Below are 18,305 nucleotides of genomic sequence, written 5' to 3'. Positions count from 1 at the left end.
AGAATGGATATAAACTTCAATAAGAACGAAGACCACAATAAATTAAAACTTTCAGACCTGAACCGTAGATTGGCCAAAGTGAAACTCGGCGGTGGTAAAAGCCGTATTGAAAAGCATCATGCCAAAGGCAAAATGACTGCAAGGGAACGTATTGATTATTTACTGGATGATGATGGACAATCCATTGAAATAGGTGCTTTTGCCGGGGAAAACATGTATGAGGAACACGGTGGATGTCCCTCGGGCGGTGTTGTGGTTAAAGTGGGTTATGTGCAAGGTAAACAATGTGTTGTGGTGGCGAATGATGCTACCGTAAAAGCGGGTGCGTGGTTTCCCATTACCGGAAAGAAAAACCTACGTGCCCAGGAAATTTCCATCGAAAATAAGTTACCCATTATTTATTTGGTGGATAGTGCAGGGGTGTATTTGCCCTTGCAGGATGAGATTTTTCCCGACAAAGAACATTTTGGACGCATTTTCAGGAATAATGCCGTAATGAGCAGTATGGGAATTACCCAAATTGCAGCCGTTATGGGTAGTTGCGTAGCTGGTGGTGCCTACCTGCCCATTATGAGCGACGAAGCTTTGATCGTCGACAAAACTGGGAGCATATTTTTAGCAGGAAGTTACTTGGTAAAGGCTGCCATCGGGGAGAGTATTGACAACGAAACCTTGGGCGGCGCTACGACGCATTCCGAAATTAGTGGGGTAACTGACTACAAAGCCAAAGATGATAAAGATGCTTTGGACAAAATAAAGAACATTGTAGACAAAATCGGGGATTTTGACAAGGCAGGCTTCAATCGGGTTGAAGCCAAGAAACCGGTCGAGAATCCTGATGATATTTTTGGATTATTGCCAGCATCCCGAAGCGACCAATACGACATGTTGGAAATCATAAAACGCTTGGTGGACGATTCCGAGTTTGAACAGTACAAAGAGGGCTACGGAAAAACCATTTTAACGGGCTACGCACGTATCGACGGTTGGGCCGTGGGCATTGTAGCCAATCAAAGAAAGGTTGTCAAGACCAAAAAGGGCGAAATGCAGTTTGGCGGTGTCATCTATTCCGATTCCGCGGACAAGGCCACCCGATTTATTGCCAATTGCAATCAAAAGAAAATTCCTTTGGTATTCTTACAGGATGTCACTGGTTTTATGGTAGGCAGTAAAAGTGAACATGGTGGCATCATAAAAGACGGGGCCAAAATGGTGAATGCCGTGAGCAATTCCGTAGTGCCCAAATTTACCATTGTAATTGGCAACAGTTACGGGGCGGGAAATTACGCCATGTGCGGAAAAGCTTATGACCCAAGATTGATTGTGGCTTGGCCAAGTGCCGAACTTGCGGTGATGAGCGGAAACTCTGCCGCAAAAGTGCTTTTACAGATTGAAAAGGCCAGTTTGAAGAAAAGTGGCAAATCTGTTGATGCCGAAAAGGAAAAAGAGCTTTTTGATGAAATAAAGCAACGCTACGATGACCAAATATCACCCTATTACGCTGCAGCTCGACTTTGGACGGACGCCATAATCGACCCGTTGGATACCCGTAAATGGATTTCCATGGGAATTGAGGCGGCTAATCATGCACCTATTGAGAAGCAATTTAATATGGGAGTGCTACAAGTATAATTTATTTGCTTTGGGCCATTGGTAAGGGAAGAGTAAAATCAAACAAATGCCGATTGGCCCCTTTGGTGCCCAATCGATAAACCTTGACCGCCTTGCTTTGCAATTTGCTGCCGTAGTTGCGATAAATGGTCACTTTTAGGTAAAAGGGCGTCAATTGCTTGTTGCCATGGTAGGTTGCATTTACTTTCCAAGTACCCGGCAACTCGTCATCCAAAAGAAAGTCTGCCATGGAATAGCCCAATTTCTTTTCGGAATAAATCCTCTCTGGCATTTCGGCCAAGGTATGCTTCCAGTTGAAATATTGATTGCTTGGGTTTACAAACTGCAAATCGAACTCGGCTTCCGAATCGTTCCACTCAAAAACAAGTCTGGCGGCATATTTTGCTTCCTTATCCTTTTTTCTATCCTTGATTTTTAAGGTGCTGTTCTCCAGAGTGAACAAATTCTTGATTTCGCGCTTCATGATCATCCCCAGTTCCATACTATCCACAGGCAACATTCCCTCATCCTGAAGATATGCATGCCTTGCATATAAAGTGGTTGCGGACTTGGGTTGACCCAAATTACGATAGCTATTGGCCATATCTATAAAGCTTTGGGCATAATCAGGGCGTAATGAATACACTTTTTTATAGATTTCATGGGCCTTTTCGTATCTCTCCTCGCTCTCCAACGTATAGGCGAGCGCTTTCAGCATCACTGGGTTTTTATCGGTTACATTTATAACTCTTTCCAAAATTTCCTCTGCAAAGTCCTCCTCCCCGCGTTCCTCATGAAAATAAGTATAGGAATCCAAAAGAAAATACGGGTGATTACCGTAAGTTCCCTTCATTTTACTGTAAATGTTTTTGGCTGTTGCTGCAGATTCACTTTGGTAAAGTCGTTCTAAATAAATGGGCAATGTTTGCGTATCTATTCTTTCTTTTACCTGACCATCTTTTACAAAATTGTTTCTCAGTCTAGCTTGATCGAAAGGTTTCTTGTTTTCACGTGGAGTAACTGTGCCGGTTTTGGTGTTGATTACAACAACACCTCCCGCACCAAGTGTACCATACAAGGATGTTGCCGTCAATGAAGATATAAAGGCTATTCTCTTCACATTTCCCAGAAGTTGACTGCAATTAACTTTAGTCAAAACCACACCATCCACATCGAAAACCGCTGTGCTTTTGTGTGAAGATACACTTTGAATCGATCTCATTTTTACAATCAGTTCGTCCGTTGTAAGATCACAAAATGCATTTACACCTGCAAACCGTCCAACAATCACTGAATTCAAGTTGGGTGCTCTATCAATTTCATCTTCACCAATTATTCGTAAAGGAAAACTTGACGTCTCTTGATCCATATAACCAAAAGAAGATCTTATAATTTTAGGGCTTGAATTATATTCTAATTCCATTTCTTTCTGCCCTTTTAAAATAGATTTAGATACGACCACTTCATCCAATGCTTCGATTCTGGGTTGCATGGCAATATTCAAAATTCGGGTAACATCTTCAACGATAATGGTGATGGTATCCATACCCATGTAGGTATATTGAAGTTCTTCACGGGGCTTGGCCATAATTCGGTATTGGCCCTCGGCATCGGACGCCGTTTTACTTCCTGTGGTCAAATTGGCAATCTGAACGTTGGACAATGCCAATTTACCATCGGTGACACGCCCTTTGATCTGATTTTGACCATAGGCCATACCAGAAAACAAAATGAATATTCCTGCAAAACATAGCAACCTCATAGTGACTTGAAAATTAGAAGGTTACTAAATCTACAAAAAAATAATCAGTTCCCTAAATGCGATTTTGGTCTTGGGATCAACAATAATTCGGTTTGTCGTCCATTAATGTATCGGAACCCATCTTCACCAAAAAAACCAGGTTCTTCCAGCATTATGCGGATGTCCCTGTTCCATTCGGGGATGTTTACGGTGGCATTCAGTTCAATGGCATAAGCGGTGTTGGGGTTTAGGGGATAGTTCTCACCATCATCTTTCATAACCCCGCCTTGGGCATCCCACATACCAATAGTGGTTCCAGCAGAGTGTCCATAGGTTCCCAAAGGATGTGTATAAATTGATGGTCTTAGTCCAGCATCTTTCGCATCTTGCAAGGCTTTGGCCAAAATCTCGTTGCCTACCCTGCCCGCTACCATGTTTTGGGTGAGAAAGTCCTGTACACGGTTACCATCATATAAAGCGTTCACCAAAAAAGAGGGGGCTTCGGTTTCTTCAGGTTTTAACACGTAGGCCAGTTCCTGACAGTCCGTATTTAAACGCAAGTAGGTGATTCCAAAATCGCAGTGCAACAGATCCCCTTGTTGGATGACTTCGTCATCTGGTCTTCCCGAAAAAGAATATAGGTGACCCACCAACGCTTCACTTGTCCGCTGAACATCCACGGTAGGATGAAACCAAGTCTCCAGACCCAAATCCGTAACTTTTTGACGCATCCACCATTCCACTTCGGTGGTGGTGGTAACCCCAGACGTAATCACCTTTTCCGAGAAAGCTTCGGCGATAATGTCGTGGGTAATATCCGTCAACTGATTAAAAATAGTCATTTCTCGAGGTGTACGGGTCTCAATCCAACGTACTGCCAGTTGTTCTGCGGAAACCACTTTGGATCGGTATTTTTTAGGTAGATTGGCCATAAACTCATCGTAATCTGTTTTATCCAGCCCATCCGCAATATTATGGTCCTTAGAAAAATTGAGTCCTATTTTCTCAGGGTTCCGTTCGGTAATCAATTCCATCAAACGTTTCCACTGATTGGGCTCTTTGTCCTTGTCCCAAGCGGAAATAATGCTTTTTCCGATATTATAACGGGCGACGGCCAATTTGTCAATGGTATTCTTTTCTTTATCCCTGTAAAATAGAATAATTGTCCTTCGTCTTGCATTCAACCATGTCGCGGGAAGCATCGTCTTAAGAACTGGGTCTTCGTTGTATTCGCGGGAAATCAATACCCACATATCCAAATCGGTCTCGTCCATTAATTTTGGCAGTAAATTATTAAACCTATCCTCAAGGATTTCGTCCACAACTCTTGCCCGTTCCACTTCGGGGAGTATTTGTTGGGAAATGGCAATAAAGGGCAATAGCAGCACTATTAGGTTGATGGTTTTTCGCATGGTTGATTTTTTAGTTTGATGCTTATAAAATTAAGCAATCTGCTGAATTGTTTTTTTCCTATTGATTTTTTTAGTTGCAGTTTCCGAAAAAGCTTTTACAAAATAAACCTCCTTGGGCACTTCGTATTTTGATAGCCTTTTTAATTCCTTGATAGTTTGAAGCAGTGCTCGCCTATCGGTTGAAACGCCTTCTACTACGAGCACTAATTTTTGTCCCAAAGTTTCATCAGGTAGGCCGGCCACAAAAAAACGTGATTGTATTACGCTTGATAGTTTTTCCTCAATGGTCTCGGGAACCAATTTGATTCCGCCCGAATTGATTATGGAATCATACCTGCCCAGCCATTTAAACTTGGTGTTACTTACAAGTTCCACCAAATCATTGGTGACTATTTTCTCGTCTGAAATTTTAGGTGCGTCAATTACAAGACACTCCCTATCGTCTTGGCTTACAAAAACATGGGGCAGCGTCTCAAAACTATTAACTGAATCATCAGTTATTCGTTTTACGGCAATATGTGTTATGGTCTCTGTCATCCCATAGGTTTCATAAGCTTCAACAGTTAGCGTTTTAAGCTTGCTTCGCAAACTTGAATCCACGGGTGCGCCACCAATTATCAGTTTGTTGATCCTTACTAAAACTTTCAAGGAATTTTGGACCTGTAAGGGTACCATCGCCACAAAATCGTAGGTTTCATCTGTATTTGACAAGGGTGTCGATGAGGGTTCCACACAATCCAAATGTAAACCGAGAACCATGGCTCGTACCAACATCATTTTACCAGCAATTCCAGTGCATGGCAAACACAAAAGGACTTTATGCTTGGGCTCTAATTTAAAATATGTTCCCGTAGCTAATGCGGAATTTACCATGTACTCTTTTTTGAGCACAATGGTTTTGGGTTTGCCCGTAGATCCAGAAGTTTGAACTTTTATTGTTGAATCATCCGAAGCCCAGTCCAACAAAAAGTCTCCAATACTTTTTTCAAACGGCTTTCCTTCCTTTATGAGGGTTTGACCTATTTTAGGTAGACCTTCAAAATTTGACGGAATATTGTTTAACCTAAAATCGGGGTGAACATTATGCCAAGTCGGATGCTCCATCGCTAATTGCTACATATTCTTCTTTGGTCAACACTTTTCCAAAAAGGCGTTCGTTCCAGTTCTTCCAGCCGTATTTTTTTGAGAAAATAAACAGCAAAATGGGATAAACCACAAAAACTGGAATCAGAACATCCCATCCCAATACGGGTTCTGAGATATCCTTAAATATTGAATTGGTTTGAAAAGCAGTCCAATCAGCGGTCACTAGCAAAGCCGTAATCAAATTATTGGCTGCATGAAATCCAAGAGCCAACTCAAGCCCTTCATCCATCAGAGTTAAAATCCCCAAAAAGAATCCTGTTCCTATGTAGTAAATCATTATACCTAAACCAAGTTTTTCGACTTCGGGGTTTGCTAGGTGCATCAAACCAAATAAACTGGAAGTGATTACCAATGGCACCCACTTGTTTTTGGCTATAAGTCCAATCCCCTGCATCATGTGGCCCCTGAATAAATATTCTTCAAAACTGGTCTGTAGTGGGATTAACAAGATGGCAATAATGGCCAATGGGATAAATTTTGAAAGATTAAAATTAAGCACGTAGTTTTCCGGAGAGAAATAAATGTCAACTCCTGTAAGTACTATTGTAGCAACACTCCATAAACCAAAAGCCAATAGTATTCGTTTACAATCTATTCGCTTTCGTGAAGTAGTTAAGGAGGTAATGGATTGTTGATGAACCAATAGTGTCCAACCTAGAACAACAAAAAAACCGACCACTAAAGGCGCCAACAATATAATCAGCACAAGATTACTCCCAAATTGATCAATGATTTGTTGCATAGCATCTTCCACGCTTACTGGGGAATTTATGGTTGTGATATAATTCAATACCATAAACGCAATAAATCCAACTGGCAAAACCAAATACTTCCAAAGTCCTATACTTCCTTTATATCCTTGCTCTATGTACATATTTCTTTTATTAAATCCATATCCCAGCCATTTGTTCGGCTGTAAAAAAGTTTGCCCTCGGCCACTTCCAAAGGACTTGCTATATTATTGGTGAAAAGGCTACCTGTTCCCAACCCTTGGGGCATTGTAGTGTTCAGCGAATACGTGTACTGTGCAATGGCGTTTAGTCCAATATTACTTTCCAACGCACTTGTAATCCACCAACCAATGCTTTGTTTCTCTGCTAAATCTATCCACTCTTGGCTACCTTTTATCCCGCCCACCAAACTTGGTTTCAATATGATATATTGCGGTTGTATGGTTTGTAGCAATTTTTCTTTTTGTGTTACATCAAAAACTCCGATCAATTCCTCGTCCAAGGCAATGGGCAATGGTGTTTTTTTGCAAAGCTTGGCCATCTCTTGCCATTGTCCTGCTTTTATGGGCTGTTCAATTGAATGTATTTTAAGTTCTGACAATTTTTCCAATTTATCCAGGGCTTCTTCAGGTGCAAATGCTCCGTTGGCATCTACACGCAGTTCTATTTCTTCTGGAGTAAAATTTTTTCGGATAGATTTAAGGATAGAAACTTCCTTTTCAAAATCAATAGCTCCTATCTTCATTTTGATGCAGCCAAAACCATCTTTCAGTTTTTGCTCCAATTGTTTTAGCATATAGGCCTCATCACCCATCCAAATAAGTCCGTTTATGGGTATCGGGGATTCCTTTTTCGTAAAATCGGACGGAAAAAGCTCAAACGGGTCTTTGGATTGTAACGACAACAAGGCCTGTTCCAGTCCAAACTGAATAGACGGATAAGCCCTTAAATGATGCAACAATTCATCTTTTCCCAAATGGATGTTATCGCAGGCCCAAGCAAGTTGCTGTGCATAATCAGGCACGTCATCAACGCTCAATCCGCGCAATATTCCGCACTCCCCTATTCCAAATGCATTAGCATCTTTAAGGATGATGTACCAGGTTTCTTTTTGGGTCATTACCCCGCGCGAGGTGCCGCTGGGGACTTTAAAATTGAGGATATACTTTTTATAGCTTGCTTTCATGAAGTAGGCCAAATTTAAGTATCATTAATGGATATTTTACAAAAACAAACTCAATGAACTGTATATCAAAATTTGTATTAATGAAATATACAGACCAAAAGGGTTTTGCACAGTTTTAAGTAACTCCAAATATTTGGTATCAATACAATAATTTGAAGTTTTCTATCCCTCTAAATACAATGATTTATTTATTGCCCTAGTTTTAGGTATCTCCAAGCTCACATACTCCTTCAAAAATAATCTTGCGATTTTACTCAATCTTGAAACCTGCCCTTTTGAAATTTCACCATTCTTAGATAACTCATAAACATCTTCATCATCTAAAAACCATCTAACTGAAAAATGCCAATAATTTGAAAAAGTTGGAGTATGAATCAAATTACATGTAACTTGATGTGTTGTGGATTTTTGTCCAGGGTGATTCAACTGAAAGGTGAAACTTTTATTTTCAACGTCTATAGGGTTTAAAGACCAACAACCATAATTAAACTTATGATTAAAGTCTTCTTTGTATTTTGGAGTTTGTGGAGTACTTTCAAAATCCCAGTATTCAATAAATCCTTTTTGAATTCCATTCCTATTAATTCGAAATATAAAATCTTTACTTGTAAAAATCCCTAGTAGTGAGGTTGATAAATCTATAATCTGTTCTCTTGGTGATGAGATTAATTTAATGTCAATTTTGTCCTGCCCATCAACAATAGGAATTTTGCCGTTTACTGGAAAATATCGAATGAAATGAGATTGAAGTAATTCATCAATATTATCAATAAATTTAAAATTTGGCTTAGGCAGTAATTTATTAGGATACTTTTTCCTAAAACACTGGTATAAAGTACGTTTGATGAAAACCCTCAAATTTATATTCTAATTTTTCTATCATATCATTTATCGATCCGATTACTGAATTCATATTGCCATTTTCATCAATTGATGTTAACATGGCTTCTTCAAACTCATCTTCGCTAGGAGTTATTTCAAGATAAGTTTTAGAATCATTCTTAATCAGTGAAAAAATCAGACTTTGATCATAACTTAATTCAAAACCAACATCATCAGGAGATAGTTGTAAAATTTTAGTCAAAATATTCTCAAAATAGGATTGAATTAATCGTTCATCAATAGTTTCATCTAATTCGGAACGTAAAAAATTGATTTGATTACTATATACTTTTTTTAAATCAATCAGTTTTTGCGTTTTGATGTTGTCAACTTCTCCAGCCTTGTGTTTAGATTCAGTCCAATAATTCCAAACAACCTGCTCTCTCCATTCTTTTTTTTCAAGTGATGGAAAGTAATTGGCTGTTGTTGTTTGTTGTTCAGAATGTATATTTAGTCCACTGCTGCGATATTCAAGTGTCGTATCGTATGAAGGCATTTCTAAAACAAGATCATCCATTTTTTTCGATTGTAAGAGTTTGCAAAAATTCTCCCTTTAAAAGATTTTCAAAAAATAAATGCTTTTCCAAAGAATGAGCTTTATCTATAATTGAAAACAACTCTTCTATCTCTGTAACTTGGATATTCTGCTTTATTACATCAATATCTACAAAACTTACAGGAACAATTGGGTTGTCTTTCCCTTTTGGGGTGGCAGTTGTCTTTATAAGGTTTAAAATTACCAAATGGTCTTCTAAGTTGAATTCCGTTCTGAAATTGTATTTATCGGAAATAACTTCAGCAACACCAAATTGAAATTGAAAGTTTACTATGTCTTCAAGCTTTTTATCAACATATTCATTTATATATCTTAATCCTACTCTAGTAAACGAATCAAAAACATCAGAATCATTTAAGATACCTATAACATTTTTAATTTTGTCAAAATATTTAGGCCATAAAAGATATCCTTTCAAGCAATTAAAAACTAATCCATTAGGAATTAATCTAACAGTAATTTCATCATCATGAAGAATAGATTTTTTTTGTTTTTCTAAGCGTAATTCAACAGACTCAGAGTTATTAGGAATTTGGAAGGTATTTACTTCGTCACCTTGCTTTAAAACCTCAAATTCACCTTTAAGTCTTTCAAAAATTATACCTAAAATTAATTCACTTGGATAACTAGTGGTATATCTTATCTCAACAACCGAATCTTTTATATAATCGGGTTCGATTTTGGTGATTTTCGTCATTAAGTTTTAAAAATACGTTAGATGATATACTTATTGAATATAATACAATGTTATGAATTAGAATACAATTCAACAATTGTTTATAGATATATTTAAGTTTTCTTGTTTTGAAATTTTTCTTCTATGGTGATATAATATACATGAAAAACCTTGCTAACCAACAATCAGCTTATTGTATTTGCACAGTGGATATACAATATGATATAACAAATAAGTAACATGAATAGAACTTTTTCTTCCGTAAACACAACACAAAACTTCTATATGTTGGATATGTGATATAAATTACATCATTAAGTATATTTTGAATCCTAAAAGGCGAGAGAAAAATAAATCAACTAAAGTTGAACCAGAACCGTACCCCTTCCACTTCCCTATCTATGTTCAATTTGGATTGAAGTTGATTCACCAATCGGTTGATAAGGCGAATGCCCATGGAGGAGTGGGCACGTTCATCGGTATCTTCCGGTAGCCCTATACCATTGTCGGTATATTCAAAATAGCCTTGATCACCGTTTTTACGCAGGTGGATGTAGATCTTGCCGTTGTCATCGTTATCGGGAAAGGCATACTTGAAAGAATTGGATACGAGTTCGTTCAAAATCAAGCCAAAGGGAATGGCCCGATCAATGTCCAGTTCGGTGCCTTCTGCATCAATGGTAATGCTGATGTTGTGCCCCCCTTTTTTGTAGACGGATTGCACACTGTTGATCAAACTCTCGATGTATCCTTGCATTTCTATCACCGAAAGGTCATCGTTCTGATACAATTTTTGATGGATCAAAGCCATGGCCTTTACCCTGCTCTTGCCTTCTTCCAGAGCCACAATCGCAGCCTTGCTTCGCGTGTTCTTGGTCTGTAGGCTCAACAAACTGCTCACCATTTGCAGATTGTTCTTTACCCTATGGTGAATCTCTTTTAAAAGAGAATCTTTTTCCACAAGGGAATTTTCAATAATATGCTTTTGTTCGGCGATCAAACGTTGGTTTTTGATACTCTTTAAATAAGCATAGACCAATCCTGCAAAGCCCAAAAGGGTAAATATCAAGGAAATAAACACCAAGTTGATTCGTTCATCCTTGGCTTTCATCTCGCTACGGGCCAGTTCGTTTATTCTTTTTTGCTCATCTATGAGCCTTTGGGAATTTTCCAAGTCCTCGTTGGCAACAATGGTTACCAATTGTTGTTTTATAAGTGCTGATTGTTTTTTTGATAAGGAATCCTTGATTCTTTCATTACGCTTGTAATAGATGGAGGCGTTTTTATAGTTTTCGACCTTGTCATAAAAACCTGCCAGCAAACTGTTCTTTTTTATGGTCTGGAGTACCGAGATATTATCAAACTCAACATCTAAATATTTTTTTGCTTCAGAAAAGCGATCCATTTGCAAATTGGCTTCGGCCAAGTAAAGGGTGTTTTCCACTACTTCGCTTTGATCCTTATTATCCGGTGATTTATTTAAGGTTTCAATACTGGTTTCCAATAGTGGTATTGCCTCTTCATATTCGCCAAGCATTACATGACATTTTGCAATGTTGCCCTCTATTTCTGCCTTTAACAGATTACTTTCAAATATATCCGATTCACTTTTTTGGGTAGAAATATCGTTGATATACACATCCAAATAAGCCTTTGCTTTTTTTAACTCGCTCAAGGCCGTTGGTGCAGAGTCGTCCAACCTTAAATAGTTGCCCACCTTGCTGTGGTATTTTGCCAAACCGTAGGAATCGTTGTCCGCAATGGTTGGCTTTACCTCCATTATGTATTGGTTACGGGCTTTTCTATACAATCCTAGATTGCTGTAGATGTCGTAAAAGGAAACATTATTGGTCAATCCAAGCTCACGCTTTTGTTTTCGGATTTCAATCTGTTTATCAAACAATTGGAGGTTGGCGTAGTTATCATCGAGGACATCCAAAACTATTCGCCGGGAGTCAGCATCCAAGGAATCCTTAATCTCGTACAATTCCATGGCAAGGGCCGTACTTTTATCATATTCGCCCAAATCGTTGTACACCTGTGCCTGCATTACTTGGTAAAGGTGCGAAGCTGTAGTATCTTGAGTTTTTTGGGCATTGGCCAAATAAATTTTGATGGTATCCAACCAATCGTAGGCAGAATTTACATTGTACCGATCCAAGGAATTGAAAAAAACCTCGAACCGCTGAGAAGCTTGGTCGGTATCCTGAAACTCTTTGAGGACACTTTCCTCTTCATCTACAGCGTTTTGTGCAGATGAATTGAAAAGAAAAACAAAAAATACCGTGGTAAATAAAAATTTTACGTAACGTCCCATTAATTTAATTGATATAGCGACCACGGATTGTTTCCGCGGGCCCTATATTATTATCGTGCCCTTTTTTCCTTTATTGCCCCGACATCCAATTCAATTCAAAAAACGGAACATTGTACCGAATTGCAACGTATGGGGTATATAAAGAACGTTAGTTTTCCCACAAAATTAAATCCAATAGGAAAGAGTTGACCACTATTGTTGTGAAAGTGTTGTTTTCTGTTGTGAAAACAGAATTTCTGTATGTCAAAATGCATTTTGTCGATGTTTTGTGCTTTTTATGGAATATTTGGATTGGCACAAAGGGCATGAAATTGAAAAAGGCCCTGCTTTTTACAACAAGACCCTTTTACGAGAACACTATATGAAAATGAAAAAATTACTTTCTGATTTATTAACACTGCTAAAGTATGGGCGTAAGGCATTGTAGAAAAAATATTGTTGTGAACTCCTTAAAAATTGTTGTCACCCCCTTTAAAAAATGTTGCCACAAAAAAAGTGCCCCTAAAGGCACTTGTATATGGTATGTTCCAACAAACATTAACTGTTCATGGAGGACAATATAAATTCTTTAAAATCCTTGGAAATCGGAATCAGGTTGTTGTTGATCATAATGTCCTTGGAGTTGATGGCATCAATGTGGTCAACATTGACAATGTAGGATTTATGGGCCCTATAGAACTTGTTCTTTGGCAATTTTTCCAAATAATCCTTTAAAGGGGAGCGTACCAAAAACTTTTTATCGGCCGTATTCACTTCCAAATAAACATTGTCCGCCTTTATAAATTGGATATCACAAAACTGGATCCTATAGTACAGATGTTGTTTTTTTACAAAGATGGAATCCTTTAAAACGGAGTTGGAAGTAATTTCATCGGCTTCGTCCGCTACTTTGTCTATTCCTTTTTTGGCATAGTTAAAGTTGGACAGTGCAATTTCAATGGATGTGTACAGATCCTGTTGTTCAAAAGGTTTAACCAAATAACCGTCCGGTTTTACCGTTTTGGCATTTTCAACGGTGGCCCGGTCCGAGTTGGATGTAACGAATATGAAAGGAATGTTGTATGTGTCCCGGATATGCTTACCTAGGTCGATACCTGTTTTGTCCGATGCCAAAATGATGTCGATGAGCACCAAATCAACATGATTGTTCTTTAATACATCTACGGCCTGCTCGTACACGATGACATTGTCCACGATCTCATAGCCGATTTCCTCTAGCATGGATTGCATGTCATCGGCAATGATGACATTATCCTCTACGATCAAAATTTTTATCGGATGTTCCAAGTTCCTTTAAGTTTATTTGGTTGTAAATCAAATTTACAAAAAAATATTAACAGAAATTAAGAATAACAATGCCAATAAAAAAGTGCTGAGTGCCACTTTTTTTAATTCGATGTCCAATTCCCCCGGATCTTTGGTCATCATCACTTTTCGTAAATGAATCAATAATGGCACAAAAGCCACCATAAAGAAGGATTGTTTCCAGCCAAAGTCCTCCATCCAAAGATATAATACAAAGCTGATCAAAGCCACTAAAATCAAAAGGAAATGGTAGCGTTTTCCATTCTTAAAACCCATTTTAACCACCATGGTGATCTTGCCATGCTTTTTATCGGAGACTATATCTCTGAGGTTGTTCAAGTTCAATACGGCTACACACAAAAGTCCAATAGAGATTGCGGGCAAAAGCGAGGACCACCCCAAAGACTTTGTATAGAGAAACATACTGCCCAGTACGCCCAATAAACCAAAGAAAAGGAATACAAATAGGTCTCCCATACCTCTGTACCCATACGCATTGGCCCCTACAGTATATGTAATGGCGGCCCAAATACTCAAAAGCCCCAATAGTAAAAAAAGAAGTATGTAGGGCAAATTTTCCAAGCCAAACGCCAAATAAATAAGGGCCAAGGCAATCAACAAACTAATAATTATAGATACAACTATGCCTTTTTTTAATGCCCGTTTGGTAATGGCTCCACTTTGTATTGCCCGTACCGGACCAATTCTATCCTCATTGTCCGTTCCCTTTACACCGTCGCCATAATCGTTGGCAAAATTGGAGGTTACCTGAAAACCAACAGTGGTCAACAGGGCCAAAATAAATATGGGCAGTTCAAATTGACCTTCCAACATGGCCAAGGCGGTGCCTACAATTATTCCTGATAAAGAAAGAGGGAGTGTGCGCAGTCTAGCAGCCTGTACCCAAGCCTTAGTGTTTCCCAAGATTAATACGGATCTTCTATTTTAACTCTTTGACCATCCTTGTAGGATGCAACAAATGCATCTTGGAAGCCCATTTGAACCAATTGCTGCCTAAATTTTTGTGCTTCTTCCAAGGTTTCAAAATTACCAAGGGAATAGGCATAAAACGGATTGGTCTTTACAAAAAGGGTGTTGGTCAATGCTTCGGAAGCCAAGGTTACATTGTTTTCCACAAAAGATTTTACCTGAACGGAATAAATTTTTTCCTTGTTCAAAAACTCTTTGGCCAAGTAAAACTCCTTTACCAAACTCAGCTCTTCGTTCTGGGACCTAAGGTTATCTATCCTTGCCTTGATCACATCCAAACTATCTATGGAAACAAGTACATTACTTTGATTTTCGAAAGATTGTTTGCTACTAAGGCCTGCAGTAAAAGATGTAATGGCCAAGGTACCGATCACGAACAGCCCCACGAAACCCAAAAGAATGTTCCGCTGTAGTTTAATTTTACGAAGATCTTTGTTCTTGAACTTAATTTGATCGAGCAGTCTTTCGTTTATAATCTGGGCCTTATCTATATCCTTATGAAGGTCCAACAAATCGCTTTCTTCAATAAAAGGCATGCTGTGGAGGAGTTTTATGTTATATGCTATGCTAAAAACATAACAACCAATAAGTTAATATGAATCTTTACAAAAATAGAATTTTTGTCCAAAGAAAAAAACTTTACCGCCCGAAAGCTTGAAAGAAACTGGCATCAACAAGGTTTTCATCACAATAAATGAATTCCGTCATCCTGAATATTGATTTTACGCTGTCGGTACAAAATGCCCGCTCCTTTTTTAAAAGCCTTCTTGCTCAAGTGCAAAATTTTCTTGATTTCTTCTGGTGATGATTTATCGTGCAAAGGCAAAAAACCGTTGTTCTCCTCTAGCTTGTCCAAAATTATTTTAGCTGTTGGTTCCAACATTTTGGCTCCGATGGGCTGTAAGGATATATCTATCTTTTTATCGTCCCTTACATTTTTGATGAATCCCCTTAAACGGTCGCCAATAGCGATGGGCTTAAAAATATCGCTATCAAATATAAGCCCCTTATGCCTATCATCCACTATCACCTCCCACCCCAACGGTGTTTTCCTATAGATCAAAAGGTCAACTTGATCATTCTGCTCGTATTCCACATTTTCGTTGGAGAGGAACTTATCCACCCGGCTAGATCCAGTGAGACGCATGCTTTCATCATCCATATAACAATGAACAATGTATTTGCTTCCCCCCTCCATTCTTTCGGACTGTTCCCTAAAGGGAACAAGTAGGTGTTTTTCCAGCCCCCAATCCAAAAAAGCGCCGTAATTCCCAACTTCAACCACTTCCAAATAGGCAAAACCGTTCCGGACAATCTTCGGTTTTAAGGTTGTGGATATAGGGCGTTCGGCATTGTCCAGATAACAGAACACTTCCAAATCTTGATCTATTTCAAAATCTTCGGGCACATATTTGTTCGGTAAAAGTATTTCCGTGCCTTCATCATCACCTAAAAAAAGTCCTATACTGGTGCTTCTTAGCACCTTAAGGGTATTGTAGTTTCCCAATTCTATCATTCGGCAAAGGTAGCTGTAAATTATGGGTATAAAAAAAGCTGCCCTTCAAGAGCAGCCCTTCTTAACTTTATTAACCTATTAATTTTTATTAAAAATAATAAATTTTACTAATTATAAACCGATTCTTTTCCAAAATGCTTGGTCAGCATATAGTAAATTACTGCGCGGTGTTTGTTCTTTTCTGACTTTCCGTACGCATCAATAACACTGTTTATAGATTCCATCAATGCCGGTGTTTCGGCAAGCCCCAATTTTTTGATCAAAAAATTGTTCTTTACCGTCTCCAGTTCTTTCTCATCAGAACCTGAAACCTTGGAGGCATCTAAATTATAAATTGCAGGACCCAGTCCTACGGCTACTTTGGTCAACAAATCCATGTCTGGTGTTTGTCCGAATTTGCTTTTGATGTCCTCTGCGTACTTTTCGATCAACTCGTCTCTTTTGCTCATAATTGATTAGTGTTCTTTATTGGTTTATAGCTGAGGTTCTAAGATATGAAATCGAAGTACCCAAGCAAAATTTTATTGTTCAATACACGTGGTGTGGCGACTTCCAAGATTTTTGGTCTATCCGATTTTGAATAGAATTCTGCCAAACCTTGTTCCAGCTCTGTTTCATTTTGGGCAGTAATATGTTCAAAACCGTACATATTGGCCAAGTGCTGGGCCGATAATTTGTGGCTGGTCTCAAAAAAGGTCTCAAACTCTTCCGTTTCCTCCATACCAGGCAATATCCTAAAAATTCCACCGCCCGAATTATTAATGAGAACAATCCTAAAATCTGGACGCATATAATTGTTCCACAAGGCATTGCTGTCGTAAAAAAAGCTTAGGTCGCCCGTAAGCAACACAGTAGGTTCTTTACTGTAAATAGAACTGCCCACGGCTGTTGATGTGGTACCGTCTATACCACTTGTGCCCCGGTTACAGAATACTTTCAATGATGCGTCCAAAGGAAAAAGTTGCGCATACCTCACCGTGGAACTGTTTGCCAAGTGCACCTGATACCCTTTGGGTATGTTTTTAATGATACTGTCAAAAACGGTAAAATCTGAAAATGGAATTTCCTTAAGATAGGCATCCCGTTTTGCTTCGTACTTATTCTTTTTGTTTTCCCAAAACGCCTTGTAATCGCTTGTTGGATTACTATTCTCTGAAACAACTTTTTTAAAAAACTGATTGGGATTTGTCTTGATGTGCTTTGTTAAGCAATAAAAAGTGTCGTTGGCCTTTTTGATGTCTACATGCAAATGCTGCTTGGGCTGATACGCTCGTAAAAATGCCTTTATTTTTTTGGAAACGATCAATCCTCCAAAAGTTACCAAAAGCTCAGGTTGCAAAGCTGTAAAAAGTTCTTCTCTGTTTTTGGATTTTTCAATTGGTGCAATAATACTATCAATACTTTCGAAGAATTCCGGATAGTGTAAATTAGATGTGGTTTCGGTAAACACCAAAGTGTTTGGGTCCTGTGCCAAGCTTTCCAAAACTTCTGCTTCAATCGCGTTGGGTTGGTTTACGCCCACCAAAACCAGTTTACGCGGACTATTGTTCCATACCTTCGTTAATTCGGCCCAATTCTCCTCGCTTGAAGATTTTTGTTCCAAGTATTTTCCATCATCTTTAATTTGCACCGAAGGCTCCTCTGCCCTGCCGTACAAAGGCTCCTCAAACGGAATATTGATGTGAACGGGGCACCTTTCATCAAAAGCTAGCGCAAGTGCCTTGGCAATTTCCCGTTCATTGTACGATTGTATTTCTTCCTGTTTTTCATTTAATAAGGACTTGCCAAATTTTGAAATGGCATTCGTAGCATGGGAAATATCCTGCTTCAAATTGGCGGAATACCCAATATGCTTTTCCAGTACATTTTCCTGTCGGATCGTTTGCCCGTCACCAATATCAATTCGGTAGCTTGGTCTATCCGCAGAAACAACGATCAAGGGAATATCACTGTAAAAAGCTTCGGCAACGGCTGGATAAAAATTCAACATGGCACTGCCCGATGAACAGATTACCGCAACCGGTTCCTGCAAATGCTGCGCCATACCCATGGCAAAAAAAGCGGCACAACGCTCATCTACAATGCTGTAACATTTAAAAAAAGGATTTTTGGTAAAACTGATGGTCAAAGGGGCATTTCTGGACCCCGGTGAGATAACTATATTTTTAACGCCCTTTGATTTAAAATACAAAACCAAGGTTTGTGCGGAAGGTATATCTGAGTACGTCATTAACTG

The 18,305-nt window shown here is 38.8% G+C and carries 16 protein-coding genes; 1 reads left to right on the top strand and 15 read right to left on the bottom strand.

The window, feature by feature from the left end:
• Positions 1-3 precede the first annotated feature (3 nt).
• Entirely contained in the window at positions 4-1,632 is a 1,629-nt protein-coding gene (locus tag GO009_RS12170) for an acyl-CoA carboxylase subunit beta (RefSeq protein ID WP_163626502.1), read from the top strand.
• A 1-nt stretch (position 1,633) separates the two neighbouring features.
• Here GO009_RS12170 and GO009_RS12165 read toward each other — a convergent pair whose 3' ends face one another.
• The 15 genes from GO009_RS12165 to menD form a co-directional block, all read right to left on the bottom strand.
• Positions 1,634-3,373 carry a tetratricopeptide repeat protein gene (locus GO009_RS12165; protein ID WP_163626500.1) on the bottom strand — a complete coding sequence of 580 codons (1,740 nt, stop codon included), beginning with the start codon at positions 3,371-3,373 and terminating at the stop codon, positions 1,634-1,636.
• Between the two features lie 44 nt (positions 3,374-3,417).
• Positions 3,418-4,764 carry a M24 family metallopeptidase gene (locus GO009_RS12160; RefSeq protein ID WP_163626498.1) on the bottom strand — a complete coding sequence of 449 codons (1,347 nt, stop codon included), beginning with the start codon at positions 4,762-4,764 and terminating at the stop codon, positions 3,418-3,420.
• Between the two features lie 30 nt (positions 4,765-4,794).
• Positions 4,795-5,868, bottom strand: coding sequence for an AMP-binding protein (locus tag GO009_RS12155; protein ID WP_163626496.1), 1,074 nt, complete (start codon positions 5,866-5,868; stop codon positions 4,795-4,797).
• Positions 5,846-6,784, bottom strand: coding sequence for a CPBP family intramembrane glutamic endopeptidase (locus tag GO009_RS12150; RefSeq protein WP_163626494.1), 939 nt, complete (start codon positions 6,782-6,784; stop codon positions 5,846-5,848). Before GO009_RS12150 ends, GO009_RS12155 begins: the two co-directional genes overlap by 23 nt.
• The gene (locus GO009_RS12145; RefSeq protein WP_163626492.1) at positions 6,775-7,827 is read right to left on the bottom strand and encodes an o-succinylbenzoate synthase; all 1,053 of its coding nucleotides are present in this window, start codon (positions 7,825-7,827) and stop codon (positions 6,775-6,777) included. The genes GO009_RS12150 and GO009_RS12145 overlap by 10 nt, the downstream gene beginning before the upstream one ends.
• A 162-nt stretch (positions 7,828-7,989) precedes the next feature.
• Entirely contained in the window at positions 7,990-8,685 is a 696-nt protein-coding gene (locus tag GO009_RS12140) for a hypothetical protein (RefSeq protein WP_163626490.1), read from the bottom strand.
• The gene (locus GO009_RS12135) at positions 8,645-9,226 is read right to left on the bottom strand and encodes a hypothetical protein (protein ID WP_163626489.1); all 582 of its coding nucleotides are present in this window, start codon (positions 9,224-9,226) and stop codon (positions 8,645-8,647) included. The genes GO009_RS12140 and GO009_RS12135 overlap by 41 nt, the downstream gene beginning before the upstream one ends.
• Positions 9,219-9,962, bottom strand: coding sequence for a TIGR04255 family protein (locus GO009_RS12130; protein WP_163626487.1), 744 nt, complete (start codon positions 9,960-9,962; stop codon positions 9,219-9,221). The genes GO009_RS12135 and GO009_RS12130 overlap by 8 nt, the downstream gene beginning before the upstream one ends.
• A 334-nt stretch (positions 9,963-10,296) precedes the next feature.
• Complete coding sequence (locus GO009_RS12125) at positions 10,297-12,258, bottom strand: histidine kinase dimerization/phosphoacceptor domain -containing protein (RefSeq protein WP_163626485.1); 1,962 nt, start codon at positions 12,256-12,258, stop codon at positions 10,297-10,299.
• Between the two features lie 537 nt (positions 12,259-12,795).
• On the bottom strand, positions 12,796-13,545 hold the full coding sequence (locus GO009_RS12120; protein ID WP_014034279.1) for a LytTR family DNA-binding domain-containing protein: 750 nt from the start codon (positions 13,543-13,545) through the stop codon (positions 12,796-12,798).
• Between the two features lie 33 nt (positions 13,546-13,578).
• Positions 13,579-14,487, bottom strand: coding sequence for a 1,4-dihydroxy-2-naphthoate octaprenyltransferase (gene menA / locus GO009_RS12115; protein ID WP_163626484.1), 909 nt, complete (start codon positions 14,485-14,487; stop codon positions 13,579-13,581).
• A gap of 2 nt (positions 14,488-14,489) precedes the next feature.
• Complete coding sequence (locus tag GO009_RS12110) at positions 14,490-15,089, bottom strand: SPOR domain-containing protein (RefSeq protein ID WP_014034277.1); 600 nt, start codon at positions 15,087-15,089, stop codon at positions 14,490-14,492.
• Positions 15,090-15,238: 149 nt separating this feature from the next.
• Complete coding sequence (locus tag GO009_RS12105) at positions 15,239-16,069, bottom strand: S1 RNA-binding domain-containing protein (RefSeq protein ID WP_163626482.1); 831 nt, start codon at positions 16,067-16,069, stop codon at positions 15,239-15,241.
• Positions 16,070-16,176: 107 nt separating this feature from the next.
• A complete protein-coding gene (locus tag GO009_RS12100; protein ID WP_163626480.1) occupies positions 16,177-16,518 on the bottom strand; it encodes a DUF2853 family protein in 342 nt (113 codons plus the stop codon).
• A gap of 38 nt (positions 16,519-16,556) precedes the next feature.
• A complete protein-coding gene (gene menD, locus GO009_RS12095; RefSeq protein WP_163626479.1) occupies positions 16,557-18,299 on the bottom strand; it encodes a 2-succinyl-5-enolpyruvyl-6-hydroxy-3-cyclohexene-1-carboxylic-acid synthase in 1,743 nt (580 codons plus the stop codon).
• Between the last annotated feature and the right edge of the window lie 6 nt (positions 18,300-18,305).

This window comes from Allomuricauda sp. TY007 (genome assembly GCF_010468565.1).
Classification (GTDB): domain Bacteria; phylum Bacteroidota; class Bacteroidia; order Flavobacteriales; family Flavobacteriaceae; genus Flagellimonas.
The sequence above is the reverse complement of the archived record's forward strand: the minus strand, read 5'-3'. Positions and strand labels throughout refer to the sequence as shown.

What these genes read in the sequence shown, in the direction of transcription:
- GO009_RS12170 (WP_163626502.1), top strand. Translation starts at nt 4, where the DNA reads ATGGATATAAACTTCAATAAGAACGAAGACCACAATAAATTAAAACTT.
- GO009_RS12165 (WP_163626500.1), bottom strand. Translation starts at nt 3,373, where the DNA reads ATGAGGTTGCTATGTTTTGCAGGAATATTCATTTTGTTTTCTGGTATG.
- GO009_RS12160 (WP_163626498.1), bottom strand. Translation starts at nt 4,764, where the DNA reads ATGCGAAAAACCATCAACCTAATAGTGCTGCTATTGCCCTTTATTGCC.
- GO009_RS12155 (WP_163626496.1), bottom strand. Translation starts at nt 5,868, where the DNA reads ATGGAGCATCCGACTTGGCATAATGTTCACCCCGATTTTAGGTTAAAC.
- GO009_RS12150 (WP_163626494.1), bottom strand. Translation starts at nt 6,784, where the DNA reads ATGTACATAGAGCAAGGATATAAAGGAAGTATAGGACTTTGGAAGTAT.
- GO009_RS12145 (WP_163626492.1), bottom strand. Translation starts at nt 7,827, where the DNA reads ATGAAAGCAAGCTATAAAAAGTATATCCTCAATTTTAAAGTCCCCAGC.
- GO009_RS12135 (WP_163626489.1), bottom strand. Translation starts at nt 9,226, where the DNA reads ATGGATGATCTTGTTTTAGAAATGCCTTCATACGATACGACACTTGAA.
- GO009_RS12130 (WP_163626487.1), bottom strand. Translation starts at nt 9,962, where the DNA reads ATGACGAAAATCACCAAAATCGAACCCGATTATATAAAAGATTCGGTT.
- GO009_RS12125 (WP_163626485.1), bottom strand. Translation starts at nt 12,258, where the DNA reads ATGGGACGTTACGTAAAATTTTTATTTACCACGGTATTTTTTGTTTTT.
- GO009_RS12110 (WP_014034277.1), bottom strand. Translation starts at nt 15,089, where the DNA reads ATGCCTTTTATTGAAGAAAGCGATTTGTTGGACCTTCATAAGGATATA.
- GO009_RS12105 (WP_163626482.1), bottom strand. Translation starts at nt 16,069, where the DNA reads ATGATAGAATTGGGAAACTACAATACCCTTAAGGTGCTAAGAAGCACC.
- GO009_RS12100 (WP_163626480.1), bottom strand. Translation starts at nt 16,518, where the DNA reads ATGAGCAAAAGAGACGAGTTGATCGAAAAGTACGCAGAGGACATCAAA.
- menD (WP_163626479.1), bottom strand. Translation starts at nt 18,299, where the DNA reads ATGACGTACTCAGATATACCTTCCGCACAAACCTTGGTTTTGTATTTT.